The 25102-nt window shown below is 72.7% G+C and carries 27 protein-coding genes; 17 read left to right on the top strand and 10 right to left on the bottom strand.

Features of this window, described 5'->3' with window-relative positions:
- Positions 1-2 precede the first annotated feature (2 nt).
- Complete coding sequence (locus AC0VX6_RS14240) at positions 3-251, bottom strand: SHOCT domain-containing protein (RefSeq protein WP_475469135.1); 249 nt, start codon at positions 249-251, stop codon at positions 3-5.
- Between the two features lie 152 nt (positions 252-403).
- On the opposite strand from AC0VX6_RS14240, the gene pabB reads away from it, so the two are divergent.
- From pabB to AC0VX6_RS14260, 4 genes are all read left to right on the top strand, one after another.
- Positions 404-2482 (top strand): aminodeoxychorismate synthase component I, encoded by a 2079-nt coding sequence (gene pabB / locus AC0VX6_RS14245; protein WP_475469136.1) that lies wholly within the window; start codon positions 404-406, stop codon positions 2480-2482.
- 64 nt (positions 2483-2546) lie between these two features.
- On the top strand, positions 2547-3164 hold the full coding sequence (locus AC0VX6_RS14250; protein ID WP_274973197.1) for a DUF4291 domain-containing protein: 618 nt from the start codon (positions 2547-2549) through the stop codon (positions 3162-3164).
- A 58-nt stretch (positions 3165-3222) separates the two neighbouring features.
- Positions 3223-3615 carry a nuclear transport factor 2 family protein gene (locus AC0VX6_RS14255; RefSeq protein WP_274973198.1) on the top strand — a complete coding sequence of 131 codons (393 nt, stop codon included), beginning with the start codon at positions 3223-3225 and terminating at the stop codon, positions 3613-3615.
- A gap of 296 nt (positions 3616-3911) precedes the next feature.
- Entirely contained in the window at positions 3912-5006 is a 1095-nt protein-coding gene (locus AC0VX6_RS14260) for a class I SAM-dependent methyltransferase (protein WP_475469138.1), read from the top strand.
- Here the strand turns inward: AC0VX6_RS14260 and AC0VX6_RS14265 are convergent.
- The 3 genes from AC0VX6_RS14265 to AC0VX6_RS14275 form a co-directional block, all read right to left on the bottom strand.
- Entirely contained in the window at positions 4913-5254 is a 342-nt protein-coding gene (locus AC0VX6_RS14265; protein WP_274973200.1) for a helix-turn-helix domain-containing protein, read from the bottom strand. The genes AC0VX6_RS14260 and AC0VX6_RS14265 overlap by 94 nt on opposite strands.
- On the bottom strand, positions 5184-5540 hold the full coding sequence (locus tag AC0VX6_RS14270; RefSeq protein ID WP_475469349.1) for a type II toxin-antitoxin system RelE/ParE family toxin: 357 nt from the start codon (positions 5538-5540) through the stop codon (positions 5184-5186). Before AC0VX6_RS14270 ends, AC0VX6_RS14265 begins: the two co-directional genes overlap by 71 nt.
- A 201-nt stretch (positions 5541-5741) precedes the next feature.
- Positions 5742-5870 (bottom strand): hypothetical protein, encoded by a 129-nt coding sequence (locus tag AC0VX6_RS14275; protein ID WP_274973202.1) that lies wholly within the window; start codon positions 5868-5870, stop codon positions 5742-5744.
- A 53-nt stretch (positions 5871-5923) separates the two neighbouring features.
- Between AC0VX6_RS14275 and AC0VX6_RS14280 the strand changes: the two genes are divergently transcribed.
- A complete protein-coding gene (locus AC0VX6_RS14280) occupies positions 5924-6625 on the top strand; it encodes a metal-dependent transcriptional regulator (RefSeq protein ID WP_274973203.1) in 702 nt (233 codons plus the stop codon).
- A 44-nt stretch (positions 6626-6669) separates the two neighbouring features.
- Positions 6670-7314 carry a Uma2 family endonuclease gene (locus AC0VX6_RS14285; protein ID WP_475469140.1) on the top strand — a complete coding sequence of 215 codons (645 nt, stop codon included), beginning with the start codon at positions 6670-6672 and terminating at the stop codon, positions 7312-7314.
- Between the two features lie 67 nt (positions 7315-7381).
- On the opposite strand, the gene AC0VX6_RS14290 is transcribed toward AC0VX6_RS14285, so the two are convergent.
- Positions 7382-8992, bottom strand: coding sequence for an alkaline phosphatase D family protein (locus tag AC0VX6_RS14290; RefSeq protein WP_475469142.1), 1611 nt, complete (start codon positions 8990-8992; stop codon positions 7382-7384).
- 317 nt (positions 8993-9309) lie between these two features.
- Here AC0VX6_RS14290 and AC0VX6_RS14295 point away from each other — a divergent pair, with 317 nt between their 5' ends.
- The gene (locus AC0VX6_RS14295; RefSeq protein WP_475469144.1) at positions 9310-9939 is read left to right on the top strand and encodes an NAD(P)-dependent oxidoreductase; all 630 of its coding nucleotides are present in this window, start codon (positions 9310-9312) and stop codon (positions 9937-9939) included.
- A gap of 40 nt (positions 9940-9979) precedes the next feature.
- Positions 9980-10477: a MarR family winged helix-turn-helix transcriptional regulator gene (locus AC0VX6_RS14300; RefSeq protein ID WP_274973207.1), complete on the top strand. Its 498-nt coding sequence runs from the start codon at positions 9980-9982 to the stop codon at positions 10475-10477.
- Positions 10478-10599: 122 nt separating this feature from the next.
- Here AC0VX6_RS14300 and AC0VX6_RS14305 read toward each other — a convergent pair whose 3' ends face one another.
- Complete coding sequence (locus tag AC0VX6_RS14305; protein ID WP_274973208.1) at positions 10600-10776, bottom strand: hypothetical protein; 177 nt, start codon at positions 10774-10776, stop codon at positions 10600-10602.
- Between the two features lie 107 nt (positions 10777-10883).
- Here AC0VX6_RS14305 and AC0VX6_RS14310 point away from each other — a divergent pair, with 107 nt between their 5' ends.
- The gene (locus AC0VX6_RS14310) at positions 10884-11471 is read left to right on the top strand and encodes a TetR/AcrR family transcriptional regulator (RefSeq protein ID WP_274973209.1); all 588 of its coding nucleotides are present in this window, start codon (positions 10884-10886) and stop codon (positions 11469-11471) included.
- A gap of 128 nt (positions 11472-11599) precedes the next feature.
- Here the strand turns inward: AC0VX6_RS14310 and AC0VX6_RS14315 are convergent, their stop codons facing one another.
- The gene (locus AC0VX6_RS14315; RefSeq protein ID WP_475469145.1) at positions 11600-13210 is read right to left on the bottom strand and encodes a nuclease/transposase family protein; all 1611 of its coding nucleotides are present in this window, start codon (positions 13208-13210) and stop codon (positions 11600-11602) included.
- Positions 13211-13586: 376 nt separating this feature from the next.
- Between AC0VX6_RS14315 and AC0VX6_RS14320 the strand changes: the two genes are divergently transcribed.
- Entirely contained in the window at positions 13587-14858 is a 1272-nt protein-coding gene (locus tag AC0VX6_RS14320; protein WP_475469147.1) for an MFS transporter, read from the top strand.
- Between the two features lie 255 nt (positions 14859-15113).
- Complete coding sequence (locus AC0VX6_RS14325) at positions 15114-15905, top strand: alpha/beta fold hydrolase (RefSeq protein WP_274978147.1); 792 nt, start codon at positions 15114-15116, stop codon at positions 15903-15905.
- A gap of 87 nt (positions 15906-15992) precedes the next feature.
- On the opposite strand, the gene AC0VX6_RS14330 is transcribed toward AC0VX6_RS14325, so the two are convergent.
- Positions 15993-16865, bottom strand: a complete 873-nt coding sequence (locus tag AC0VX6_RS14330) for a helix-turn-helix domain-containing protein (RefSeq protein WP_274973212.1) — start codon at positions 16863-16865, stop codon at positions 15993-15995.
- Between the two features lie 276 nt (positions 16866-17141).
- Here AC0VX6_RS14330 and AC0VX6_RS14335 point away from each other — a divergent pair, with 276 nt between their 5' ends.
- Together AC0VX6_RS14335 and AC0VX6_RS14340 are read left to right on the top strand one after the other, a co-directional pair.
- On the top strand, positions 17142-18290 hold the full coding sequence (locus AC0VX6_RS14335) for a baeRF2 domain-containing protein (protein ID WP_274973213.1): 1149 nt from the start codon (positions 17142-17144) through the stop codon (positions 18288-18290).
- Between the two features lie 186 nt (positions 18291-18476).
- A complete protein-coding gene (locus AC0VX6_RS14340; RefSeq protein ID WP_274973214.1) occupies positions 18477-19034 on the top strand; it encodes an SMI1/KNR4 family protein in 558 nt (185 codons plus the stop codon).
- Positions 19035-19091: 57 nt separating this feature from the next.
- Here the strand turns inward: AC0VX6_RS14340 and AC0VX6_RS14345 are convergent, their stop codons facing one another.
- Positions 19092-20093, bottom strand: coding sequence for an exonuclease domain-containing protein (locus tag AC0VX6_RS14345; protein WP_475469149.1), 1002 nt, complete (start codon positions 20091-20093; stop codon positions 19092-19094).
- A gap of 720 nt (positions 20094-20813) precedes the next feature.
- On the opposite strand from AC0VX6_RS14345, the gene AC0VX6_RS14350 reads away from it, so the two are divergent.
- Together AC0VX6_RS14350 and AC0VX6_RS14355 are read left to right on the top strand one after the other, a co-directional pair.
- Complete coding sequence (locus AC0VX6_RS14350) at positions 20814-22079, top strand: sensor histidine kinase (RefSeq protein WP_475469152.1); 1266 nt, start codon at positions 20814-20816, stop codon at positions 22077-22079.
- The gene (locus tag AC0VX6_RS14355; protein WP_475469153.1) at positions 22060-22737 is read left to right on the top strand and encodes a response regulator; all 678 of its coding nucleotides are present in this window, start codon (positions 22060-22062) and stop codon (positions 22735-22737) included. The genes AC0VX6_RS14350 and AC0VX6_RS14355 overlap by 20 nt, the downstream gene beginning before the upstream one ends.
- Before the next feature lie 442 nt (positions 22738-23179).
- On the opposite strand, the gene AC0VX6_RS14360 is transcribed toward AC0VX6_RS14355, so the two are convergent.
- Positions 23180-23515, bottom strand: a complete 336-nt coding sequence (locus AC0VX6_RS14360) for a hypothetical protein (protein WP_475469155.1) — start codon at positions 23513-23515, stop codon at positions 23180-23182.
- Between the two features lie 494 nt (positions 23516-24009).
- Here AC0VX6_RS14360 and AC0VX6_RS14365 point away from each other — a divergent pair, with 494 nt between their 5' ends.
- Positions 24010-24207, top strand: a complete 198-nt coding sequence (locus tag AC0VX6_RS14365; protein ID WP_475469157.1) for a hypothetical protein — start codon at positions 24010-24012, stop codon at positions 24205-24207.
- A gap of 222 nt (positions 24208-24429) precedes the next feature.
- A complete protein-coding gene (locus tag AC0VX6_RS14370; protein ID WP_475469158.1) occupies positions 24430-25098 on the top strand; it encodes an ABC transporter ATP-binding protein in 669 nt (222 codons plus the stop codon).
- Positions 25099-25102: the final 4 nt, after the last annotated feature.

Genomic DNA, 25102 nt, shown 5'->3' on the forward strand with positions numbered 1-25102 from the left:
GTTCAGCGCTCCAGGTCGATCCTGCGCTGGAGGAACTCCTCCCGGTCGATCTGGCCGCGCGCGTATCTGAGCCGCAGCTCCTCCTCCGCCGCGTCCACGGCCTGCGGCGCGGGCGCGGCGGGGGTCCGGCGGCGCCCCGGCCGGGCCAGATCGGCACGGGCCGCGCCCGCCACGGACGCCACCGTGACGACGAAGAAGACGCCCAGCGCCACCATCACCATGATGACGACCGCGGCCATGATGTAGGTCAATGTCTGCTCCCCACTCCTGGAAGAACCGCTCCTCTCCTTCCTGTGTACCCGTGTCGGGGGCGCTTCTCCAGGGGTCCTTCGCGTCTGTGGACAACCGCCCCGCCCGGATCGCCGTAACCTGAATTGTCGCGATCCGGACGAAAAGGGTGGTTATGCGCGTCCTCCTCGTGGACAACCACGACTCATATACGTACAACCTCTTCCAGCTCCTGGCGCGCGTCCTCGGCCGGACCCCGGCGGTGCTCACCCACGACGACCCCCGCTGGGACCGGCTCGACCCGGCGGACGTGGACGCCGTGGTCGTCTCACCGGGACCCGGCCGCCCCCAGAACCCCCGCGACCTGGGCCGCGTCCCCGAACTCCTGGCCCGCACCCCGCTGCCCGTCCTGGGAGTGTGCCTGGGCCACCAGGCCATCGCCCACCTGGCCGGAGCGGACGTGGTCTCGGCCCCACAGCCCCGCCACGGCCACCTGTCCCGGATCCGGCACACCGGCGCGGGCCTGTTCGCGGGCCTGCCCCAGGGCCTCACCGCCGTGCGCTACCACTCCCTGGCCGTCCCCGAGCCGCTGCCCGAGGCGCTGACGGCCACCGCCTGGGCCGAGGACGGCGTGGTCATGGGCCTGGAACACCGAACGCTGCCCCGCTGGGGCGTGCAGTTCCACCCCGAGTCGGTGGCCAGCGAGCACGGCGCGGAGCTGGTCGCGAACTTCCTGGACCTGGCCCGCCCGCACACCTCCCTCGCGGCCGTGCCCCCGGATCCGTCCCCGAGCCGGGACGCGGCCGACCGGGGCTTGGAGGCCCCGGAGGAGAAGACCCCGACGACGCTGCCCGGAGAGCGCCCCGACGCCGACGCGGCCACGGCCGCCCCGACCGTCCGCGTGCGCGAACTCCCCCTGGCCGTGGACACCGAGGCCGCCTTCGCCCGCCTGTACGGCGACGCCGAGTACGCGTTCTGGCTGGACAGCTCCCGCCCGGAGGGGCCCGCGCGCTTCTCCTTCCTCGGCGCCGCCACCGGCGAGGTGCTCACCTACCGCGTCGGCGGACCCGTCACCGTGCGCGCCGCCGACGGCACCGAGCACCGCGAGCCCGGCAGCGTCTTCGACGCCCTCGACCGCCGCCTCCCGCCGCCCTCGCCCTCCGGCCTGCCCTTCGACTTCGCCGGAGGCTACGTCGGCTACCTCGGCTACGAGCTCAAGGCCGACTGCGGCGGCGACAGCGCCCACACCTCCTCCGAACCCGACGCGGTGTGGCTGCGCTGTGACCGGTTCGTGGCCGTCGACCACCACCGGGACCGCACCTACGCGGTGTGCGCCGACGACCTCCCCGACGGCGACGCCTGGCTCGACGCGACCCTGGCCGCCCTCACCGACCTGCCGCCGCTGCCCGCACCCGCCCCCGCCGCCCCGCCCGCCGACCTGGCCCGCCTGCTGGAGCGCCCGCGCGAGGACTACGTCGCCGACGTCAAGGAGTGCCTGGCCGAGCTCACCGCCGGGGAGAGCTACGAGATCTGCCTGACCAACCGGGTCCGAGTGCCCCACGGCGGGAAGGACCTGGACTCCTACCGCCGTCTGCGCGCCGCCAGCCCCGCGCCCTACGCCGCCCTGCTGCGACTGGGGCCCACGAGCGTGCTCAGCGCCTCGCCCGAGCGCTTCCTGCGAGTGGACGGCGAACGCACGGTCGAGAGCCGCCCCATCAAGGGCACCGCGCCGCGCCACACCGACCCGGCCGCCGACGCGCGCGCGGCCCGGGAGCTGCGCACCGGAGCCAAGACCCGCGCCGAGAACCTCATGATCGTCGACCTGCTCCGCAACGACCTGGGGCGGGTGTGCGAGGTCGGCAGCGTCGAGGTGCCCGCGTTCATGTACACCGAGTCCTACGCCACCGTGCACCAGCTGGTCTCCACCGTGCGGGGCGTGCTGCGCCCGCGGGTGTCGGCCGTGGACGCGGTCCGCGCCTGCTTCCCCGGCGGGTCGATGACGGGCGCGCCCAAGGAGCGCACCATGCGCATCCTCGACCGCCTGGAGACCTCCGCGCGCGGGGTCTACTCCGGCGCGCTGGGCTACGTGTCCTCCTCCGGCGCGGCCGACCTGAGCATCGTCATCCGCACCGCCGTGCTCAGCGGCGGCGAGCTGACCATCGGCGCTGGCGGAGCGGTCGTGCTGGACTCCGACCCCGAGGAGGAGTACGAGGAGATGCTGCTCAAGGCCGACGTGCCCGCCCGCGCGCGCTGACCGGCCCCCGGCGGGGTCGGAAAACCGCTTGCCGCGCCCTGCTTCCGGGCACCACGCTGGGCCCATGGACGTCCCCGAGCACCAGATCCGCGCGCTGCACACCGACACCACGGTCACCGTCTACCAGGCCTACACCCCCTCCCTCGGGCTGGCCGCCGCGCGTGGGGGACGCTTCCCCTCCGCCTGGAAGCGCGACCGCATGACCTGGATCAAGCCTTCGTTCATGTGGGTGATGTATCGCTCCGGATGGGGGCTGAAGAGGGACCAGGAGACCGTGCTGGCCGTGGAGATCACCCGCGCGGGCTTCGCGTGGGCGCTGCGCAACGCGTGCCTGTCCCACCACGCGCCCGCCGTCCACCCCGACCGGGAGACCTGGCGCGCGCGGCTGCGCGAGGCGCCGACCCGCGTGCAGTGGGACCCCGAACGCGACCTCCACCTGACCCCGCTGGAACACCGCTCCCTGCAACTGGGACTGGCGGGCGAGGCCGCGCGGCGCTACGCGGACGAGTGGATCGTCTCCATCACCGACGTCACCCCGCTCGCGCACCGGGTGCACACCCTGGTCCAGGAGGGGGACACCGCCGCGGCGACCCGGCTGCTGCCCGCCGAGCGCCCCTACCCGGTCGTGCCGGGGGAGCTGGACCACCTGCGCCCCGCCCGCGAACACGACGCCGCGGTGTGACCACGCACCGCTCCGGTCACAGTCACCGTAGTCGGACAGTCCAGGTGAGGGGTCGGGTGTGTACGGAGCCGGAGGCGGGACGGGCGAGGCGGTCCAGTGGGTGATCGAGGGTGAGCTGCGGCTGCTGGAGCCCCACGTGCGCGCCTCGCGCAGGCTCGCCGGGGAGCTGCTGGACCCCGAGTTCACCGAGGTGGGCAGGTCGGGCAGGCGCTGGGACCGGGAGACGATGCTGGCCGAGCTCCCCGCCATGGACGGCCCGGACGCGACGGGACCGCGACGGCGCCGGGTGCGGGTCACCGACATGGTGGGACGGCTGCTCGCCCCGGACCTGGTGCACCTGACCTACGCGACCGAGGCCGACGGGGCGCGGGCCCTGCGCAGCTCCCTGTGGCGCCGCAACGCGGACGGCGCGTGGCGGCTGTACTACCACCAGGGCACGCCCGCGCCCTGAGTACGGGGCCGAAGGGCCGGTTCCCCGGGGCCGGCGGGCACCCGGAAAACCCCGGCGGGGCGGGCACGCCGAGCTGTACCATCGGGCCGCGCGTCCGGCTGCCGGGGGAACACCGTCCTTCGGCGGGCAGAACGCCGGTGCGGGCGGGCGCCGCCCGCCCACGCGCACCACTTCCCGCGTACACGGAGCGAAGCGGTCAGACGTGAGCGAGCACGACGGGGCGATACGCCGGTGCGGGCGGGCGCCGCCCGCCCACGCGCACCACTTCCCGCGTACACGGAGCGAAGCGGTCAGACGTGAGCGAGCACGACGGGGCGATCGCCCGGAACCGGGCGAACTGGGACCAGCGCGCCGACGTCCACGCCCGGTCCGCGATGTACGACGTCGACGGGCTGATCGCGGGCCCCTCCCGCCGCTCCCCGGTCGTGCTCAACGACCTCGCGGTGCTCGCGCCCCACCTGGAGGGCGGCACGGTGGCGGGGAGGTCGCTGCTGGACCTGCAGTGCCACATCGGCACCGACACCGCCTGCTGGGCCCGGCTGGGCGCCGTGGACGTCCACGGCCTGGACCTGTCGCCGAACTCGCTGGCCCACGCCCGGCGCATCGCCGACGCCGTCGGCGCGGACGTCACCTGGATCGAGGGCGACGCGCGCACGGCCTCCCAGGTCATCGACCGCGCGTTCGAGGTGGTCGTGACCAGCGCCGGGACGATCGTGTGGCTGCCCGAGCTGCGCTCGTGGGCCCGGTCGATCCACGACCTGTTGGAGCCGGGCGGGGTGTTCGCGATCCGCGACGACCACCCGATCCTGGGCGCCATGGACTTCGAGCCGTGGCAGGTGAGCGGTGACTACCTCAGCGGCGGGGGCGCCAACGTCTACGACGACGCGGCCACCTACACCGACGGGCCCACGGACTCGATCACCCAGACCGTCAACCACGAGTGGCGCCACGACCTGGCGGAGGTGACGGGCGCGCTGTTGGAGGCGGGGCTGGTCGTCGAGGCGCTGGGGGAGCACCCGTTCATGGACTGGCCCGCCTTCTCCGGCCTGGTGGAGTGCCCTCAGGGGTGGCGGCTGCCCGAGGGCGCGCCCAGGATCCCGCTGAACTTCTCGGTGGTCGCGCGCCGCCCGGAGCGACCTCACACGCGAGCCGTCCCACCAGCGTCAGCAGCAAGGGAACGCGGCGACGGCGCGCGCTCCTCCGCGCACCCGCCGAAGAGCCCCGGCCGGAGCGCACCCGCGCGGCGCGGAGCCAGCACGCGGTCCTCGGCGGCCGGGTCCGGTCCGACCCCGCGGGTTCAGGCCGTGGGCGACTGGCTCACGGGCATACGCAGTTCGTGGTCTCCGAAACGAGCGACGAGTTCAAGCCGACCGCCCAGTGCCTCAACGTAACGGGCCACGACGTCGAACGACGCGACCTCTCCATGTTCGATCTGGGACACCCTGGCCACACTGACCCCCATGGCCTCGGCGATGTCCCGCTGAGTCAGTTCGTGGGACCTGCGTGTCTCGGCGAGCTGGTAACCGCGCGCCTCGGCCAGGAGAAGGCGGGCCCCGGCCTCGACCTCCTCACGGTCCGCACCAGCTGCATACAGTTCCTCCTCCAGGACTTCCCAGTCCTGTGGGACGCGCTTGGGCATGCTCACTCCTCCGCTTGGTCGACATAGTCGGCGTAAAGCTGTTCGGCGCGCGGAACGTGGGACCGGTACCACCGTTTCCAGTTTCCCGCTTTGTCGCCCCGAGCAGGAGCAGAGCTGAACGTGAGGGATCGAAAGCGAAGATGATCCTGATCTCGGAACGCCCACCGGAGCCCGGACGAAGCTCCTTGAGGTGGTGCAGGCGAGATCCCTTGAGTCGGTCGACGAAGGGCCGCCCCAGAGCGGGCCCTTCCTGGCGCAGAAGGCCAACGGCCTGGGTGACCTGCACAGCCGAATCGAGATCCTCCTTGAGGAGCGTTCGAAACCACTCCGCATACTCTTCGGTGACCTTGACGGGCCAGGACAAGAGAACTCCTCAGACATCCGAGGTCGACTTCATGTCAAGGCATCCCTTGAACTGTATCCAGAGAGTCACCCTGTGTAATTAGAACGGGGATTTCCACCCCCGCAAGCCCGCTGGCTCCGGGGCTCAGGCGGTGGCCTCGGGCGCGATCTGCTCCCACTGCGCCTGGATGGCGTCCGCGGTGACCGTGCCGTAGCGGACGACGGCCCGCACCGGATCCGGACGCCCGGGAGTACCGCGTCTGGGGTTGTCCACAGGGCCGATGCTCACATGGTGGCCGGTGAGCCGTCCGCGATACGGTTGGGGTCATGGACAACGCACCGACACGACCGTCCACGTCGGTTGAGGACTACGTGAAGGTCATCTACGACCTCCAGGAACGCGGCACCGGGCCGGTGACCATCTCCGGTATGGCCGAGCGCCTGTCGGTGTCCAACTCCTCGGTGTCGGGAATGCTGCGCAAACTCAGCGAACTGGGCCTGGTGGAACACCGGCGCTACGGCGCGGTCAACCTCACCGAGCCCGGCACCAAGGCGGCCCTGTCGGTGCTGCGCCGCCACCGCCTGCTGGAGACCTACCTGGTCGCCGAGCTGGGCTACTCCTGGGACGAGGTGCACGACGAGGCCGAGATCCTCGAACACGTGGTCTCGGACAAGTTCGTCGACCGCATCGCCCACCACCTGGGCGACCCCGTGGTCGACCCGCACGGCGACCCCATCCCCACCCGCGACGGCCACATCGTCGAGCGGGAGAGTCTGCTGCTGTCGGAGGCGGAGAAGGGCGTCAGCGGCGTGATCGTGCGCGTCAACGACACCGACCCCGACCTGCTGCGCTACCTGGCCGACATCGAGATCGGCATCGGGATGCGGGTGGAGGTGGCCGAGCGCCGCCCCTACGCCGGGTCGATGCAGATCACCGTGGGTGCCGTCGCGGGTGCTCCCCAGCGCTCCCAGGCCCTGGGCCTGGTGGCCGCCGAGGCACTGTGGATCAGCCCCGACGACCAGGGGTAGGACTTTCCCGGAAACACCGTCGCTACCCGAAGGACGTGGCTACCATGGGTGACGAGGACGATCCGACGACCGGAGGCAGCGACATGCCCGTTTCCCCTGTGGCCGAACGCCAGTCCTCCACCGAATCCCGGTACGAGCCGCTCACCCCGCCTCCGGAGGGATTCACCGCCGACGACCTGGACAGCATCCCGGATCTTCCGCCGCACACCGAACTCATCGACGGAAGCCTGGTACTGGTGACCCCTCAACGCAACTTCCACACGGTCGTGCTCTCGGTCCTGGACACTCGCCTGTTCGAGCAGGCCCCCGACCGCCTGCGCGTGCGCAGGGAGATGACCCTCAAACTCGGTCCGCGGCAAAGGCCCGAACCCGACCTCATCCTGGTACAGGCCCAGGCCACCGGGGGGACGGAACAGGCCTGGTTCGCACCCGAGGCGGTGGAACTGGTGGTCGAGGTGGTCTCTCCCGAGTCGGAGCTGCGCGACCGTGAGCGCAAACCGCAGCTGTACGCCGAGGCAGGTATCCCCCACTTCTGGCTGATCGAGCAGGACCGGGGTGACGCCGTGGTCTACGTGCACGAACTCGCGCCCACCGGTGGCTACACCAGGCCGACCGTCCACCGACAGCGCCTCAAGGCCTCCCGGCCCTTCCCCATCGACATCGACCTGACCGAGATCCAGCGTCGCTGAGCCGGTCGCCCCGTCCCGGTCCGGGCGACGGGTGGCGCGCACCCGCCGCCCGGACCAGCGTCGGTGTTCACCCCTCGGCGCGCACGCCCGCCACGCCGTCCGCGATCACGAACCGCGCCCGGTCTCGGATGGGAGAGCCCGGCTCGCTCACGTGGTCCACGACGCGGTAGTCGGCCGTCCACTCGGTGGGCGTGACGACGTTGCGCACGTAGCCCCGCTTGCGGTTGACGAACCTGATGTGCGGGTTCTCCCGCAGCTGCACCTCGTCGCCGGGGGCCTGCTCGGTGCCGTCGCCGCCGCTGGTGACGGAGGTGCCCACCAGCTCGGTGGCCACAGTCGGCGACTCGGGGGCGTCGAAGTCGGCCTTGACGTCGCACACGTAGTTGGCGTGCACGTCCCCGGTGATCACCACCCCGTTGCGCGTGCGCGCCAGCTGGTCGCGGACCTCGTCGCGGTCCACGAGGTAGTTGTCCCAGGCGTCATTGCTGAAGTCGGTCGCCCCGCCCTCCGCGAAGTCGCGCTGGGAGAAGAACACCTGTTGGGCGAGCACGTTCCAGCGGGCCCGCGACGAGGCCAGCCCCTCCCTCAGCCACTGCTTCTGCCGGGCGCCGAGCAGGGTGCGCGAGGGGTCGCCGCGTTCGGCGTCCGACACCTGCGGGTCGCGGTACTGGCGGGTGTCGAGCAGGTGCATGTCCACCAGGTCGCCGAAGACCAGTCTGCGGTAGAGCTGCATGTCGGGGCCGACCGGCGTCTGGGCGAAGCGCAGCGGCATGTGCTCGTAGTAGGCCTTGAGCGCCTGGGCGCGCCGGCGCAGGAACTCCTCGGGCGGGACGTCCTCGCCGTTGGAGCGGTCGTCGGCCCAGTTGTTCTCCAGCTCGTGGTCGTCGAAGACCACCGCCCACGGGAAGGCCGCGTGCGCGGCCTGGAGGTCGGTGTCGCTCTTGTACTGGGCGTGCCGCACGCGGTACTCGGCCAGGGTGCGGACCTCCCGGTCGGGGAGGTGGCCCCGGCCCAGGCTCCCCTGCCCGCCCGTCTCGTAGATGTAGTCGCCCAGGAACGCGACCAGGTCCAGGTCCTCCTCGGCCAGGTGCGCATGGGCGTTGTAGTGCCCGGCGGTGTAGCTCTGGCAGCTGGTGAACGCGAAGGAGAACCGGTCTGTGCGGATTCCGGGGGGAGGGGCGGTCTTGGTGCGGCCGACCTGGCTGATCTCGTTGCCCACGCGGAACCGGTAGAAGTACTCGGTGCCGGGCCGCAGCCCCTGCGCCTCCACGTGCACCGAGTGGGCGGCGTCGGGGCCCGTCTCCACGGTTCCGGAGGCGGAGAGCAGGCCGAAGCCCTCCTCCCGCGAGACCTGCCACTCGACCTCCACCCGCCGGTCGGGCATGCCGCCCAGCCCGTCCTCCGCGAAGGGGTTGGGGGCCAGACGGGTCCAGAGCACGACGCTGCTGTGGAAGGGGTCGCCGGAGGCGACGCCCAGGGTGAAGGGCTCGGCGACGCCGCCCGACCGGACGGGGGCGTCGGCGCGGACGGAGGCGTCGGCCCGCACGCCGGGGTTCCAGGCGGTGCCCAGCGCGACGGCGCCCAGGGCGGCCGCGCCGCCGACCAGGGCCTGGCGCCGTGTGGTGCTGCTGACGGTCTCGGCGGGGAGGGGAGCGGGGGTGCGGGGGGTTCCCGGCATGGGCGGTCTCCTGATCGGGTCGCGGGGGAGCCCGACCCCGTGCCGGGCCGGGCGGGGGACCGTGCTCTATCCGGCCACGGCGGGCGGAACTCCCCAACCACCGGGTGGTGAACGTTGGACCCCTTAGGGTGACTAACAGGTGACAGCCCGTTGCGACGCAGGTCAGGCCCGTAACACGCCGGAGGGCCCGAAAACTCGTCGCGCGGCCCGCGGGGCGGCGGCCGCCCGTTCGCGAGGAACCGAACCCGGATGAACACTTCGGATGCCCGAACTACGATGGTGTTCAGGAGACCCTCCCGACCCCCCGAGGGGTCAGCATGCGCATCACCGTCCTGGGCGCCACCGGCGGCACCGGCCGCCATGTCGTGGACCAGGCCCTGAACGCGGGGCACGAGGTCACGGCCCTGGTCCGCGATCCGGCGCGGCTGCCCGTCACCCACGAGCGGCTGGAGACGGTCCGGATGCCCGTCCCCGAACCCGACCGGCTGCGCTCCCTGCTCTGCGCGGCGGACGCGGTGGTCTCGGCGCTGGCCGCGAGCGCCAAGGGCGGCTTTCCCGCCACCACCTGGACCGGCGCGGTGCTGAGCGCGCTGGAGGGCGACCGCGCCACACGCCTGGCCGTGGTCAGCGCCTCACCCGTCGGCCCGAAGGAACCGGGAGGACCGCTGGCGCAGCGGCTGCTCATGCCGCTGATCGGCAGGCTCTTCCGCGACGCCTACCTCGATCTGGGGCGGATGGAGGTCGCCCTGGAGGCCAGCGGCGCCGCATGGACCGTCGTGCGCCCTCCCCAGCTGACCGACGTCCCGGCCACGGGGGAGTACCGCCTGGTCCTGGACCGCAACGTGCCCTCCGGTTACCGGATCTCGCGCGCGGACCTGGCGCACGCGCTGCTGCGGGTCCTGGACGACCCGGCCACCGTGCGCCGGGCCGTCGGCGTCGCCGACTGAGCCCCGAACGACCACGTCACGCCCCCGGTAGCATCGGCGCATGGACCAGGGGGCGGGCCGGGAAGAGGCCGAGGACACGCGTGTGCCGGACCGCGCGATGGTGGAGGGGGCGCTGCGCTTCGTGCCCCTCATCGAGACCTACTACCGCCGCGCCCACGCCGAGATGCCCGCCGGACTGCGGCGGTTGTTCACCGACCACCACCTCACCGCCCGGCACGGCGCGGTGCTGGCCCAGCTCGTCCACGGCCAGGAACTCGGCATGGGCGAACTCTCCTCCCGCCTGGGGGTGGGCCCCTCCACCGTCAGCGAACTGGTCGGCGACCTGACCCGGGTGGGCCTGGTGGTGCGCCGCGAGGACCCCGCCAACCGGCGGCGCGCCCTGGTGTCACTGGCCGACGAGCACCGCGACCTCATGCGCGCGTTCGTGGCCAGCCGGGCCCGGACCCTGCTGCGGACCTTCGACCGGCTCTCGCCGGAGCAGCGGGAGGGGTTCGCCGCCGGGCTGGAGGCCTGGGCCCGCGAGCTGCACGGGATCTGATCCGCGCCCCCTTGCGGGGACGTCCGCCGCGGCAGGAGCTCCCGGCGCTCACGTCGGGTCGTGCACGAGCTCGCGCACACGCGGTGCTCCTCTCGGTTCCCGCGGGGCGATTGGGGTGCTGGTCAGCGGACACCGCCCGGCTTGGGCAGCGGCCTGGCGCGCCGCACCGAATGGGGCTTGGGGTGCTCGTCGCGGTACCTGCGCCGGGGCCGGGGCGGGGTGAAAGGCGGGGTGATCTCGGGTCGGATCTCGGCGGACGGCGCGGTGGCCAGGTCCAGACGGATGGAATCGGCACGCATGGGGTTCCCTCTCACAAGTGCTTACTTCGTAGTACTCTGCTTGGAGTGGTGAAAACATAGTACTACGATCAAAGTGATGTCAACTTCGTTCTGAGGAGAGATCTGACATGAGGCAGAATCCGGCACGCCGAGCCGCCCTGCTCGACGCGGCCATCGAGGTGCTCGCCCGCGAGGGCGCGCGTGGACTGACCTTCCGGGCCGTGGACACCGAGGCGGCCGTCCCCAACGGCACGGCGTCCAACTACTTCAGCAACCGCGACGACCTGCTCACCCAGGTCGGCCACCGCTTCTACGAGCGCCTGGACCCCGACAGCGACGTGATGGCCGCGGCCCAGGCGGGGCCGCGCGACCGCGACAGGGTCACCGAACTGATGCACGAGGTGGTGGGACGCCTCACCGAGTTCCCCTCCGGCTACCTGGCCCTGCTGGAACTGCGCCTGGAGGCCACCCGGCGACCGGAGCTGCGCCAGTTGCTCACCGAGCGCGTCCGCGCCGACCTGGACGCCAACATCGCCTTCCACACCGGGTCCGGTATGCCCGGCGACGCGACCACCGTCGTCCTGCTCTCCCTGACGCTGAACTGGCTCATCCTGGAACGGCTCACCCTGCCCGACCTCTTCTCCCAGGACCGGTTCCACGACCTGGTGACCGACGCGGTCGAGCGCATCGTCCCCGGCCCCGGCCGCGCGGACTGACGGCCCCGCGCGGGGCCGCGGACGCGACCTCCCCAACCCGCGCGGCGGCCCCGCGCACCCGCGCACGACCTCCGCGGCCGGGTTGTCCACACCGTTCCTGAACAGTGGTCAGAAGTGACCCCTGGGGGTCACTTCGGCACCGCGCCCATCCCGAACGGTGCTGGATGGGCTGGGTCACCGCGTTCCTGCCCCGTCCGGCCACGCGCATCGCGTGCACGCGCCGTGACGGGAGGGCGGTTTCCCTCACGCCCACAACTCCCCGGTGCGGCCTGGACGGTCCGATGCCCCACACCATCACCCCGGTGGTGTGGGGGCGGTGCCGTCCGACGCCGGACCGGGTGGCCCTGGGCGCGCCGCCCGACCGCGATGCTGGCCGCATCGTGCCGGGAGACCTTCTTGGTTGTGGTGGTCAGGGGTCGTTGCCAGTGCTGGGCACCCCACTTTGATGTATACGCCGGGTCCACGGCGATGACCGCCACCCCCAGGGTGTGGGCCATCGAGGTCAGCCGGGACCGCAGCCGTGCGGTGGGAAAACCACTGATCAGCCGCCGGAACTTCTTACGCCGTCCGTGCTTCTCCCGGGACTTGTCCGCAGAAAAGTCCAGGTCCTCCACGGCGATGGCCCGCACACCGTGTGTGGTGGCCCAGCGCAGCAGCCGGGACAGGGCGTGGCGGACCTGCGCGTCCCGGTGGGAGGCGCTGCCGGACAGGTCGAACTCAAAGCGGCGCGGGTTCCCGGTCGGGTTGCCGTGGGTGTCGAGCCGCCAGGCGGCCAGGTGGTCGGCGTTGGCGTCCACCCCGACCACCCCGCGGGCCAGCGCCGCTTGCAGAGGCAGGGCAGGCACCGCTTGTGGGGTCCAGGACGCGGTCACGTACCACCGACCCCGGCCGGTATCCAGGTGGAGGCGGTAGGCCACCGCCCCATCAGCCTCGACCCGATCAGCCCACTCGGCGCCCCGGTGGGCGAAGGCCACCCGACCCGAGAGCACATACCGACCGTGCGCGGCGTTAGCCAGGTCCGCCAACGGGGCGGGCAACCTGATTGAGACCTGCCCCTGGGGAGTGATGCGGATGGTTTCGTTGCCGTGGCGTTTGCCGGACTCGCCATCAGCGGACAGGAAGAAGCGTGCGGCCTCCCACCGGGCCCGCCACTGGGGCTGGGTGAGTCCGGTCTGGTCCAGGTGGTGGCGGGTGTGCAGCAACCGCTTGCCGCCGCGTACCACCCGTACACGGCCCTCCTCCCAGTCCGCCACCACCACCGCATAGCGATGCTCCAGGGCGGCCAGGCGTCGGGACTTGGCGTGCCACTCCCTGCGACAGGCGTACCCGCCCGGCACACCCCGGGTGCCCGGGGTTCTGAGGGGTTGGGACAACCGGTGGCGCAGGGTGTCGATCCCCGTTTGGAGGCGGTGCAGGTGGGCGGCCTGGCTGCGGCGGGCCAGCGCCCACTGCTCGTGGGAGGCCTTGGTCAGGGCTCCGGCCCACCGCGACGAGGATTCAGGGGTCAACTCCCGTTTGCGGGCCGCCCAGGAGTCCTTGTGATGGCTGGTGCCATCCAGACACCGGGCGGCCAGGTCCGTGGAGGCCAAGGACCCCAGGTGCGCGCCCACGGCCCGCAGCACCGCTTCGTCCTCAGGGGTGAGGCCTTTGAGCCGGTCACGCACGCTCACCCCGGTCGGTGTGGGGGCCAGGAACGGGTCGGCGAGGGTCCGCAACCGCCGCGCGCCGGTACCCGCCATCCCTTCCCACCTCCCGATCCTGCCGGTTTCGTCGCTGTGTTCGACACGACCGTAGCCAGGGCCGGGGGCGCTTGTCCGGAGAATCAGTGAACTCCTCGGACGGAATGTCACCGGCGGGCCGTCCACCGGAGTGGGGGCACACAGCCACACACCGCTTTCCGACAGCAGCACAGCATGACTCCTGTGCCCTCGTGTGCGTTTGCGTGACTTCCCGACCCAACAGCTAATAACCCCCTGTCGCGGCGGTCGGCGCACGCCTATCCTGGAGGCATGTTCCAGCGACATTAAGTCCCCAGCCGGTCCTCGGTCCGAGCACGCGGTCCACCCCGGGCGGTCCCCGCCCCGGTGCCCGTCTCCGCTCGACCGAAAGACCTCCATGACCACCCTGTCCTCACGTGCCCCCGGCACGCGTCCGTCCCGTCTGACCCGACCCCTGTACGCCTACGCGGCACTGGGGGAGTTCGTCCTCCTCTACCCGCTGTACGCGCTGCTGTTCGACGAGACCGGCCTGACCGTCGCCCAGATCAGCTCCCTGTTCGTGATCTGGTCGCTGTCCTCGGTCCTCGCGTCCGTCCCCGCCGGGGCCTGGGCCGATGTGGTGCCGCGGCGCTACCTGCTGGCAGCCGCCCCTCTCCTGGCCGCGTGCGCTTTCGTGCTGTGGCTGCTGCGGCCCGGCTACTGGGCCTTCGCGCTCGGCTTCGTCCTGTGGGGCGCGGGCGGCGCGCTGTCCTCGGGCTCCCTCGAAGCCCTCGTCTACACCGAACTCGCCCGCCGCGGCGCGTCCGACCGCTACGCCCGGGTCATGGGCGTGACCCGCGCCCTGGACGTGGCCGCCGTCGGCGCCGCCACCCTGCTGGCCATCCCCGTCATGGCCCACGGCGGCTACGCGGCGGTCGGCGCGGCGAGCGTCGCCGCCTGCGTGCTGTGCGCCCTGGCTGCCCTGGCCCTGCCCGAGCACCGCGCCGCCGCGGGCGGCCCCGCCTCCGCTGACGGTGTCACGGGGACCGGGGAAGCGGAGGAGGCGCCCTCCGGCTACCTGGACGCCCTACGGGGCGGACTGGCCGAGGCGCGCTCCAGCCGCCGGGTGCGCGGCGCGATCGTGCTCGTGGTCGCGGTGACCGGGTTCTGGGAGGCGCTGGACGAGTACGTCCCCCTGCTCGTCGCCGAGTCCGGCGTCCCCGCCGCCACCGTTCCCGTGGCGGTGCTGGTGGTGTGGACCTTCGTGCTCCTGGGCGGACTGCTGGCCGGGCCCGCCTCCCGGCTGCCCGTGCGGGTCCTGGCCGTCCTGGTGGGCCTGGCCGCGCCCGCCATCGCCGCCGGGGCCCTGCTGGACGGCCCGGTGGGATGGGTGCTGATCGGCGTGGGCTTCGGCCTGTGCCAGACCGCGGGGGTGGTCGCCGACGCCCGCCTCCAGGACCGCATCACCGGGCCGAGCCGGGCCACCGTCACCTCCCTGGCCGGTCTGGGCACCGACGCCCTCACCACGGCCTCCTACCTGCTGTACGCGGGGGTGTTCGCGGTGACCGGGCACGCCCTGGCCTTCGCCCTGTTCGCGCTGCCCTACCTGGTGGCGGCCCTCGTCCTGGGCCGCGGCACCCGCGGGACCCGTCCGGCCCGCCGCTCCCCCGACCGGAAGGGGGCGGCCTAGCGGTGAACCGCGTCCGGACCCGACGGCCTCCGGGCGGGTCCTCCCCGTAGTCGGGCGCTCCGCGTCCGGCGCCGCGTGGCGGGCGCGCGCCCGGGGACGGCGGGCCGTAGGCGTCGGGGGACCGCCTACGGCCCGGCCGCGACCCTGCTGCGGGGCCCTCGGTGGCCAGGGCCCTTGCGCGTCTGAATAGCATCGGTTCCTGTGGCACACCAGACGACGAACACGGCGAGCAGTGAAGGCCCGGGCATCGCCTCCGTGCGCGGGATCAACGTCACCTACACCGACCGCGGGGCCGGGTACCCCGCCCTCCTGATCCACGGTCACCCCTTCGACCGCACCATGTGGGAGCCCCAGGTCAGGGCCCTGGCGGGACGCGGTTACCGGGTGATCGCCCCCGACCTGCGCGGGTACGGGAGCAGCACCGTCGTCCCCGGGACCACGACCCTGGACACCTTCGCCCGCGACCTGGACGCGCTCCTGGACCACCTGGGCCTGGACGTGGTGAGCGTGGTGGGGCTGTCGATGGGCGGCCAGATCGCCCTGGAGCTGTACCGGCTCTTCCCCGACCGCGTGGACTCGCTGACCCTGGCCGCCACCAACCCCAGCGCCGAGACCGAGCGCGGCCGTGCCGCCCGCGTGGCGCTGGCCGAACGGCTGCGCGCCGAGGGCATGCGCGGCTACGGCGACGAGGTGCTCGTGGGCATGATGACCGCCGCCAACGTGCGCGGACTGCCCGCGGTGGCCGACCACGTGCGCGCGATGATGTACGCCGCCCCGCCCGAGGGGGCGGCGGCCGCCCTGTTGGGCCGCGCCAGGCGCCAGGACTACGCGCCCCTGCTGCGCCGGGTGTCCGCGCCGACCCTGTTGGTGGGGGGCCAGCACGACGTGTTCACCCCGCCCGATCTCGCCGAGTCCATGCACGTGCTGGTGCCGGACTCGGTCGTGGAGATCGTCGAGGGCGCCGGGCACCTGCCCAACCTGGAGCGGCCCGAGCGGTTCAACGAGGTGCTGCGCCGCTTCCTGGACCGCTGCCGCACCCGCGTCTAGCAGACGACTGCCGCGTCCGGTCCGTCGGCGGACGCGCGGTACCCGGCGGGTGGCGGCTCAGCGCCGCTGCGGGGGTCGCGGGGCACGTCAGACGCGCTCGACGGGCAGCCACAGCTCGGCCTCGGCGGTGGCGCCGTCCCCGGAGTAGGAGACCCGCAGGATCTCCGGCCCCTCGGTGGCCCGGTAGGCCGTGTTGGAGGGGAACCACCGGCCGAAGGCGTCCGCCCACATGTGCTGCAACCCCTCGGGGCACCGCGCCACGGGCACCGACTTCGGGAAGACCACCCAGGTACCGCTCGGCACCTCCAGCGTCTCCATGCCCTCCGCGCCACGGGCGGAGGTCGCCGCGGCCTCGTAGTAGTCGATCAGGCTCCCCTCCCCGCGGTCGGGGGACAGGGCGGCGGTGACGCCCAGGACACCGCGCGGTTCCTGGTCGGAGAGCTCCGCGACGCGCGCCCGGACCTCCTGGTCCAGGCCCCTCACGAACTCCTCCATGGCGTGGTTGCGGCCCTCGTGGACGATCGGCACCCGTGCCTTGGGACCCACGAGGCGGAAGGCCTCCTTGTCCACGATCCGGTAACGCATGGTGGTACCCCCTTCGACGGTCAGGCGGAAGGACATCCTCGGCTGTGAGGCGAGCACCGCGCCGGTCCGGCGGGCCTCGCCCGGCCCCACACCGTGCATGGCGCGAAAGGCCCGGGCGAAGGCCTCGGCCGACCCGTAGCCGTGGCGCACCGCGATGTCGAGCAGGCTGTCGCCGCCCCCGAGCACCTCGGCGCCGGCGAGGGTGAGCCTGCGCCGCCGCACGTACTCCGACAGGGGCATCCCCGCCAGCGCCGAGAACAGGCGGCGCAGGTGGTGCTCGGAGGTGAGCGCGATCCGCGCCATCTCCGCCACGTCCACCGGCCGTCCGGTGTCCTCCTCGACCTTCTCCAGGGCCCGGTTGAGCCGGTCCAGCATGGCGCCCTCCCTCTCCGTGTCACCGACGCTAGCGGCCCGGGTCCCCTCCGCACCCGACAGTTGGCGACCCCCTTCTGTGCGTTCGTCGGTCCTCTTCGCCCATGTCCGGCGGCCGACGGGGTAGGGGGCCCGTCCAAGGACAGGAAATCCTTGGGCAAGAAGCGCGTCTGTGCCGACGTGGCGTGCCCCGAAGCAAGCATCATGGGCCCGAGTATGGCCCGCAGACCGACCCCGAGAAGGAGGTGGGCGGGGCGGGGACACACGCCCCGCGGACACATGGACCTGGGTTTTCTGCGACCTCTGTACGAGAGTGACGCTCCGGTGGCCTCGGTGCACCTGGACACCAGCCGCGACAGGACCGACGCCGGCAAGGAACTCGAACTGCGCTGGCGCCACCTGCGGGACGAACTCTCCTCGCTGGGCACCGACAAGGCGACCCTGGACGTGCTGGAACAGGCGGTCAGGGACGGCTCCTCCCGGGCCTTCGGCAGCCACGGCCACTCCCTGTTCGCCTCCGAGGGGCGCCTGCTCGGCGCGTACACGCTCTCCGAACCGCCCGCGCAGAGCCGTGCCCTGCGCATGCCGGTCCCCGACCCCCTTCCCGTGGTCGTGGACCGGGGGCGCTATCTGCCCTACGTCCTGGTGGCGCTGGACCGGGTCAACGCCAAGGTGTTCTCCTACACCGGCCAGCCTTCCAGCGGACCGGCCTCCGAGAAGGACTTCTCCGGCGCCGACCTGCGCAACATCGACCCGATGGGCCGGGGCGGGCCCGGTGTCCTGAGCGGGTACAACGGCCGCTTCGACGGCAAGCACTACCCGATGGAGACCTGGCGGGAGAACACCGCCCGCATCGCCCAGCAGGTGCGCGAGGCCGTCGCCGAGGTGGACGCCCGGATCATCTTCGTCGGCGGTGACGAGGAGGCCATCGCCTATCTGCGCGACAACCTGGGCGAGCGCAAGCTGAGCACCCCGGTCAGGCTGGTGGCCGGGGGCCGGGGCGGCCCCGACGCCGAGGAGCGCCTGCACGAGGCCGCGGCGGAGGCGCTGCGCGACTTCGTCATCGACGGCCACGACGACATCATCGCCGACTACCATCAGAAACTCGCCAACGACCAGGCGGTGCGCGGCACCGAGCCCACCCTGCCGATGCTGTCGGAGGCGCGGGTGCGCACCCTGCTGCTGGGCGCCGACCGCGACGGCGAAGCCGAGCTGTGGGGCTCACCGGGCGAGCCGGTGCTGGTGTCGAAGGACCCGGCGGACCTGGACGACCCCGACGCGGCGTTCCGGGCACCGGCCAGCGCGCTGATGCTGCGTTCGGCGATGGCCGCCGACGCCGGTTTCGGCGAGGTCCTCGACCACGGCCACACCAGCGCCGAGAACGGCGCCATCCTGCGCTTTCCCACGTCGCCGAACGAGAGGGTCTGACCGACCCCGGCGAGCCGCCCGCGTCCGTCTCCGGGCGCGGGCGGCCCCGTGCGCGGCACCCGCCGGAGCCGTCGTCCCAGCGGCCCGCCTTGCGGCCCCGCCGCTGAGGCCGTCGTGCGTGGTCGCGGAGGAGTCGTTCCCTCCAGGCCCCTCCGATGTCGGTGGCCGGGGTTACTCTGACCGCTCGTGGACTACGGAGAGGACCCCCTGGTGAACGAGGAGCGCGGCACCGCGCCGTCGGGGCGGAGACTGACCACCCCCGAGCAGTGGCGGGCCCACCTGAACACCGACGGCGCCGCTGCCGCCCCGGGCGGCCGGGCCCCCGAGGAGTGGTCCGGCCACGGGCCCGCCACCGACGAGCAGATCGAGCGGGCTGAGCGCCGCCTGGGCCTGCGGACGCCGCTACCGCCCAGTTACCGCGCCTTCCTGGCCGCCACCGACGGCTGGGACGAACTCGGCCTCTGGTGCGGGCGAGCCCTCTCCGCGCACGAGGTCCAGTGGCTGGCCACCGCACGCCCGTACCTGGGGGGCTTCTACGAGGACGACGAGGTCTACGGTCCCCTCCTGGAGTCGGCGCTCGTGCTCAACGAGGGCGAGGACCTGTGGCTCCTCGACCCGCGCGAGGCCGGGGCCGACGGCGAGTGGGCCGCCTACCTGTTCCAGGTCAAGTACGGGGACTTCGACCGGGCCGACTCGTTCTCCGACCTGTGGCACCACCACGACAGCAGGCTGGCGAGGTGGTGAGGGCCCGGCGGGGGCCGGTCCGCACTCTCCGTCGCGGGAACACAGGGCGCGTCCCGGTCAGGGACGGGTGGTCATCCCCAGCAGGGCCAGCAGTTCGGCCTCGGTGACCAGGTCGATGCGCTGGCCCCGCTCGCGGTAGGTCTCGGCCCGCAGGTGCTTGGCGGTCTTGCCGGGGCCGCCGTGGCTCCCGAGGATGAGCACGTCGGTCTTCTTGGTGACGTTCTTGGCGGGCCGCCCGCCCGCCTCGGCCACGCGCCGCCACACCTCGGGCTTGTCCATGGACTCCAGGTCGCCGGAGACGCACACGGTGCGCCCGTACAGCGGCCCGGTGGGGTCGGCGTCCGGGGAGGGCTCGGGCAGTGGCGTCTGGGCGTCGCGCTGCCACCGTCCGAACCGGTCCTCGGGTGCGGCGGCGGACGCGGCGAACAGCGCGGGCTGGGCGGGTGCGGCGGCGGCCGGGGCCGGAGCGGGTACCGCGCTCCCGGCCGAGGCCTCCACCCGGCGCAGGTCCGTCCGCGCGGCACGGGCCAGGTCGGCGAGCGACGGGGTGCCGTAGCGCTCCATGGCGGCCATCACGATGCGCGCGGCGGCCTCGGCGTCGGCGTCGGCGCGGTGGTGGTGCGTCACCCGGTGCCCGATGTGGGCGCACACGGTCGGCAGCTTGTGGTCGGGCAGCCCGGCCCAGGTGCGCCGTGACAGCGCCAGCGTGCACGCGTACTCCCACGCCGGGTGGGGCAGCCCGGTGTGCCCGCAGGCCTGGCGCAGCACCCCCATGTCGAAGGCGGCGTTGTGCGCCACCAGGGGGCTGCCGTCGGCGAACTCCACGATGCGCGCGTGCGCCTGTTCCCAGGAGGGGGCGTCGACGACGTCGGCCGCGGTGATGCCGTGCACGGCGATGTTGTGGCGGGAGAAGAAGTCCACCTGCCCCGGCGGTCGGATCAGCGTGGTGTACCGGTCCACGACCGCGCCGTCGCGCACCCGCACCAGGCCGACCGCGCACGCGCTGCCGCGGTCGTGGTTGGCGGTCTCGAAGTCGATCGCGGTCCAGGTCCGGGACACCGCGCACCTCCTGCAAACGGGGAACGGACCGAGGCTATCCGGGCCCGGACGCCTTCGGGGACGAAACGGCCCCAGCGGTCCGGTGCCGATGGCGCGGCCCCGCTCGCGCCCTGAGGAAAACCCCGCCCCCGCTCTGGCGCGCACCGCCCCCGACCTGGCGGTACGCCCCATGGCCCGGCAGGGGGCGCGGTTCCCGGCGTGGTCGCCGCCGCACGGACGAGGAGACGAGGGCCGCACCTGAGCGCCCCGGGGGGAACCGCTCTCGTGACGGCCACCGTCGGTACGCTTCTGACGCACCTGGTGATCGGTTTCGGTGCGGTGCGGACCTGTCGCCCGTGCGGACACGTCGCGGTGGAGAACCGGGAGAGCCCGTCGGTCTTCTGCCGTGGCAGGTACGGGCACAGGGCGCATGCGGACGTGAACGCGGCCCAGAGCATTCTCGCGCGCGGACGGATCAGCCCCTCGGGGTGAACCGTGCCGACCTGCCGAGACCTCTGGGACGCCATGACGGTGGGGCAGGAACCAGCCGCGGCCGCGAGGCGCGCAGCACCACCGGGTCGGCAAGGCCCGGTCGGAATCCCCCTCGTCCACGGGGGAGGGGAAGTCGACGGGCGGTTCGACCACGCGCTCACGCCCGCGGCGGGCGCCCTGGTGCTCCGGCTCCGGGACGCCTGGGGCGGCGGGTGCGGACGGTCGCGGGAGAAGAGGGGTGAGGGCCGGATGGCCGAGTGGGCCGGGGCCGGGGACGGCCCCCGCGCCTGGGCGCGGGCGGCGGCCGCGCCGCTGGCACGGGCCGGGCGCGAGCTGACGGGCACCGTGTTGGGGCTGTGCACCGCCGCGCTCACGCTGGTGTGGGTCCTCGCGGCGGCCGCGGCGCTGGTGTGCGCCCCGCTCCTGTCCTCCCGCAACCGGCGCCGGTTCCGCGGCGCGGTGACCCGGTGGGCGGTGCGCCTGGGCGACGCGGACCTGGCCCGTCTGGCCCGGTGGTCGGGGGGAGGCGTCGTCGAGCCGGGGACCGGGGCCGCCCCGCGCGTGGCCTACCTGCTGCTGCGTCTTCCGGCGGCGCTGGTGTGCGGCTACCTGGCGCCCACGGCGCTGACGCTGGTGGCGGTCTTCGTCGGCGGCGCCGCGCTGGAGCTGTTCACCGGGGGCGGCACCTACGTGCCCGTGCTCATGCCCGGCGCGCGGATACACGTCTCCAGCATCAACGTGGGCCTGTTCATGGGCCTGGTCGTCCTGGCGGCGACGTGGCTGGTGGCGGCGCTGGCCTCGGCGGCCGACCGTGCCCTGGCCCGCCGCCTGGTGGGCCCCAGCAGAGAGGACCTGCTGCACCGGCGCATCGACGAGCTGACCTCCACCCGGTCGGGCATCGTTCGGGCGGTGGACGAGGAGCGGCGGCGCATCGAACGCGACCTGCACGACGGGATCCAGCAGCGCGTGGTGGCGCTGGCCGTGCTGCTGGGGCGGGCCCAGCGCGGCCGCGACCCCGAGCGCGCGGCGCGGCTGGTCCGCCAGGCGCACACCGAGACCCGGGTGCTGCTGGACGAGCTGCGGGGGGTGGCCTGGCGGGTCTACCCCACCGCGCTGGACACCCTGGGCCTGGAGGCGGCGCTGACCGAGGTGGCCGAACGCAGCCCTCTGCCGGTGGAGGTGCGCGCGCACCTGTCGGCCCCGCCGCCCCGCGAACTGGCCACGGCGGTGTACTTCGCGGCGCGCGAGGCCATCACCAACGCCGTCAAGCACTCCGGGGCCGAGGCGGTGACCGTGCACCTGGACGACGCCGACGGCGTTCTGGACCTGCGGGTGCTCGACGACGGCCGCGGCGGCGCCGACCCCGCGGGCGGCGGTCTGACCGGCCTGGCCAGGCGGGTGCGGGCGCTGGACGGCACACTGGCGGTACACAGTCCCCGGGGCGGTCCGACCACGGTACGCGCCATGCTGCCCCTGACCACGATACGGAGCCCCCATGCGCCTAGTGCTCGCTGACGACTCGGTCCTGCTCAGGGAGGGCCTGGTGCGGCTGTTGGAGGAGGAGGGCCACGAGGTGGCGGCGGCGGTCGGCGACGCCGACGCTCTGCTGGCCGCGGTCGCCGAGCACGCGCCCGACGCCGCCGTGGTGGACGTGCGGATGCCGCCCACCCACACCGACGAGGGGCTGCGGGCGGCGCTGCGCATCCGCGCCGACCACGAGAAGGTGGCGGTGCTGGTGCTGTCGCAGTACGTGGAGCAGCGCTACGCCGCCGAACTGCTGGCCGGGGCCTCGGGCAGGGTCGGCTACCTGCTCAAGGACCGGGTGTCGGAGGTGGGGGAGTTCCTGGAGGCCCTGGAGCGGGTGCGCGCGGGCGGGGCGGCCTTCGACCCCGAGGTGGTGCGCCAGCTGCTGGCGCGCACCACCCACACCGACCCGCTGGCCCGGCTCACCCCACGCGAGCGCGACGTCCTGGAGCGCATGGCGCAGGGGCTGAGCAACACCTCGATCGCCGAGCGGCTGTACGTGTCGTTGAGCGCGGTGGAGAAGCACGTCAACGCGATTTTCGACAAGTTGGGGCTGGGGCACGCCTCCGGCTACAGCCGCCGGGTGCTGGCGGTGCTGCGCTACCTGGACGGCCCAGTTCTCCCGAAGCTACGGCGAGGGGCAAAGTAACCCTTGAGTAGCTACAGCGAGCCCTACCGCCTCACCGAAGCCGGACCCCAACCGCCAGAGGCCCGGACGGGACGCCCCCGGCCGGGCCTCTGGCGTCTACGGATCAGAGGTTGAATTCGATGCTGCCGATGCGGGCGCCCCAGGGGTCGATGACCTTGAGGGTGACCGTGCGGGACAGGCCCAGCGACTCGAAGAAGTCGGCCTTGGCGACAACAGCGGCCCGCTCCTCAGCGGTGGGGGGCGGACAAGATAAGCCGGAAAGGGGCAATGGCCAGGTCGGCGGTAGTGAACAACCATGGGGAAACCGTGGTGACAGCCCGGGTCCGGATCGAGACCGTCAGCATCCCGCCCCGGACCCCCACACCGGTTTCATCTGATGAAGAATCTCTTCATCAGATGAAGACGCGGTTCTGCCGAAGCTACGGCGAGGGGCAAAGCGCCGTCAGCGGCTTCGAGCCATGGTGTAGCAGCGCGGGCAAGCCGGGGTGATGGCCTCGGCAGGGGCGTTCCAGGCGAAGCGGCAGTACCAGCGTCGGCACCGGCGCGGTTCGGTCGCGGGGGCGTAGTCGTCGGTGGACAGCGGCGCGGTGTGCCCGCAGGCCGGGCAGGTCCATTCGTGCGGGGTGGTCTCGGTGCCGTGGGCGCGGGTCACCGACAAGTGCAGGCGCATGTGGCCGGGGGCGGGGCCGTGCGGGTCGGCCACGTGGCCACAGGACGAACAGCGCGGGTAGGCGGGTGGGGCGGGACGGCGGTTGAGCCACACCATGAGCAGGGACATCGACGCCTCCAAGGTGGTCGGGTAATCACAGCCGGTGGCCTGTGGGGAGGAGCCCCTCGGCGTGGTAACTGCACCAGAGTGACGGGCCGGGACGGCCAACACCTCCTCCTCCATCGTGGCGGAACCTTGGCCGCAACAAAAAGCATCCGCGTAGACTACCGAAAGGGACTCTGCAACCCCTCCAAAAGAGTATGACCGCAATCGGACACCCAACTTTACGCGGCGGTCAAATGCAGAAGCTTGACCAGCGGAGTTTTCCTGCCGGATATTAGCGGACACCTCGCGACCTGCCCTTACGGACTGGATCGCAGTTCCATTGACTTGGCTTTTACGGCATGACTACGCTTCGTGTGCACGTGAAACCAGCAAAGAAAGGGCAATCCGTGCATATTCTCCGAAACTTGAGGAAATCGGCCGCTGTCGCTGTTCTGGCGGCAGGGCTGTCTGCCGCCGCTGCCCCCGCCTGGGCCAGCACCGGCGGCAACGAGCTCGCCATGCTCGACTGCAACAAGGGCGTGAGTAACGGTGACGCCTACGCCAGCTGCTTCGGCAGGATGGGCGAGGAGTGGCGCCTGCGTGCCGACTGCCCCTTCCAGCCCGACCGGTACTCGGACTGGCAGAACGGCGACGGAAACGTCACCGTGGGCTGCACGGTTGGGGACGCGCGAGCAGCCATCATCGAGGTTCGCTGACCCCTGTCGTTCCAACGGTATTCGCGTGACTTTCCGGCACATATAATCCCTGGGAAAGGGAATCAAAGCGCGGAAAGAATGCGATGCCGCACAGGGCGGTCCGTGCATACTGGTGCATCACCACTGTGCACGGACCGCCGCTGTGGGACCGAGGAAAATCAGGCGGTGAGAGCGACGCCCAGCGAAAACGTACACATCGAGAACACGACACCGGCTCTGGAAATGAACGGGGTGATCCGAGAATACGGCGCGGGCCAGGCCCAGGTCATGGCTGTGCGGGAGGCCTCCCTACGGATCACCCGCGGGGAGATCGTGGTGGTCTGCGGCCAGAGCGGGGCCGGAAAGTCCAGCCTCCTCCAGATCGCCGGGTGCCTTGCCGAACCCACCCGGGGAGCGGTGCGCGTGGACGGCGACGACGTCACGGGCATCAACGCCAAACGCCGCGCGGACCTGCGGCGCCGCCGTATCGGCTACGTCTTCCAGGAGTACAACCTCGTGAGCGTGCTCACCGCGGCGGAGAACGTCGCGCTCCCCCTGGAACTGGACGGAACACGTCAAGCGCGCCAGCGTGCGCGCGCGGCGTTGGACGAACTGGGCATCGCCGAACTGGCCGACCGCTACCCGGAACAGATGTCCGGTGGCCAGCGTCAGCGGGTGGCGATCGCCCGCGCACTGATTGGCTCCCGTCGCCTGGTCGTCGCCGACGAGCCCACCGGCGCGTTGGACTCGGCCTCCTCGCGGGCGGTCCGGGAGGCCCTGGTCACCCGTGCGCGTGAACACGGCGCCGGTGTGCTGGTGGGCACCCACGACCAGGAGTGGTTCCCCCTGGCCGACCGGGTGCTCGTCATGCGCGACGGCGTGCTGAGCCCCGCTGCGGGGGGCGCGCGGTGAGGGG

This window comes from Nocardiopsis sp. iso_25 (assembly GCF_056173305.1).

Bases quoted from the DNA above. Each gene is read 5' to 3' on its own strand.
- AC0VX6_RS14360 (WP_475469155.1), bottom strand. From the start codon at position 23,515: ATGTCCCTGCTCATGGTGTGGCTCAACCGCCGTCCCGCCCCACCCGCC.
- AC0VX6_RS14330 (WP_274973212.1), bottom strand. From the start codon at position 16,865: ATGCTGGACCGGCTCAACCGGGCCCTGGAGAAGGTCGAGGAGGACACC.
- AC0VX6_RS14320 (WP_475469147.1), top strand. From the start codon at position 13,587: ATGACCACCCTGTCCTCACGTGCCCCCGGCACGCGTCCGTCCCGTCTG.
- AC0VX6_RS14365 (WP_475469157.1), top strand. From the start codon at position 24,010: ATGCTCGACTGCAACAAGGGCGTGAGTAACGGTGACGCCTACGCCAGC.
- AC0VX6_RS14315 (WP_475469145.1), bottom strand. From the start codon at position 13,210: ATGGCGGGTACCGGCGCGCGGCGGTTGCGGACCCTCGCCGACCCGTTC.
- AC0VX6_RS14355 (WP_475469153.1), top strand. From the start codon at position 22,060: ATGCGCCTAGTGCTCGCTGACGACTCGGTCCTGCTCAGGGAGGGCCTG.
- AC0VX6_RS14350 (WP_475469152.1), top strand. From the start codon at position 20,814: ATGGCCGAGTGGGCCGGGGCCGGGGACGGCCCCCGCGCCTGGGCGCGG.
- AC0VX6_RS14285 (WP_475469140.1), top strand. From the start codon at position 6,670: ATGGGTGACGAGGACGATCCGACGACCGGAGGCAGCGACATGCCCGTT.
- AC0VX6_RS14335 (WP_274973213.1), top strand. From the start codon at position 17,142: ATGGACCTGGGTTTTCTGCGACCTCTGTACGAGAGTGACGCTCCGGTG.
- AC0VX6_RS14310 (WP_274973209.1), top strand. From the start codon at position 10,884: ATGAGGCAGAATCCGGCACGCCGAGCCGCCCTGCTCGACGCGGCCATC.
- pabB (WP_475469136.1), top strand. From the start codon at position 404: ATGCGCGTCCTCCTCGTGGACAACCACGACTCATATACGTACAACCTC.
- AC0VX6_RS14295 (WP_475469144.1), top strand. From the start codon at position 9,310: ATGCGCATCACCGTCCTGGGCGCCACCGGCGGCACCGGCCGCCATGTC.
- AC0VX6_RS14265 (WP_274973200.1), bottom strand. From the start codon at position 5,254: ATGCCCAAGCGCGTCCCACAGGACTGGGAAGTCCTGGAGGAGGAACTG.
- AC0VX6_RS14370 (WP_475469158.1), top strand. From the start codon at position 24,430: ATGAACGGGGTGATCCGAGAATACGGCGCGGGCCAGGCCCAGGTCATG.
- AC0VX6_RS14250 (WP_274973197.1), top strand. From the start codon at position 2,547: ATGGACGTCCCCGAGCACCAGATCCGCGCGCTGCACACCGACACCACG.
- AC0VX6_RS14305 (WP_274973208.1), bottom strand. From the start codon at position 10,776: ATGCGTGCCGATTCCATCCGTCTGGACCTGGCCACCGCGCCGTCCGCC.
- AC0VX6_RS14290 (WP_475469142.1), bottom strand. From the start codon at position 8,992: ATGCCGGGAACCCCCCGCACCCCCGCTCCCCTCCCCGCCGAGACCGTC.
- AC0VX6_RS14280 (WP_274973203.1), top strand. From the start codon at position 5,924: ATGGACAACGCACCGACACGACCGTCCACGTCGGTTGAGGACTACGTG.
- AC0VX6_RS14300 (WP_274973207.1), top strand. From the start codon at position 9,980: ATGGACCAGGGGGCGGGCCGGGAAGAGGCCGAGGACACGCGTGTGCCG.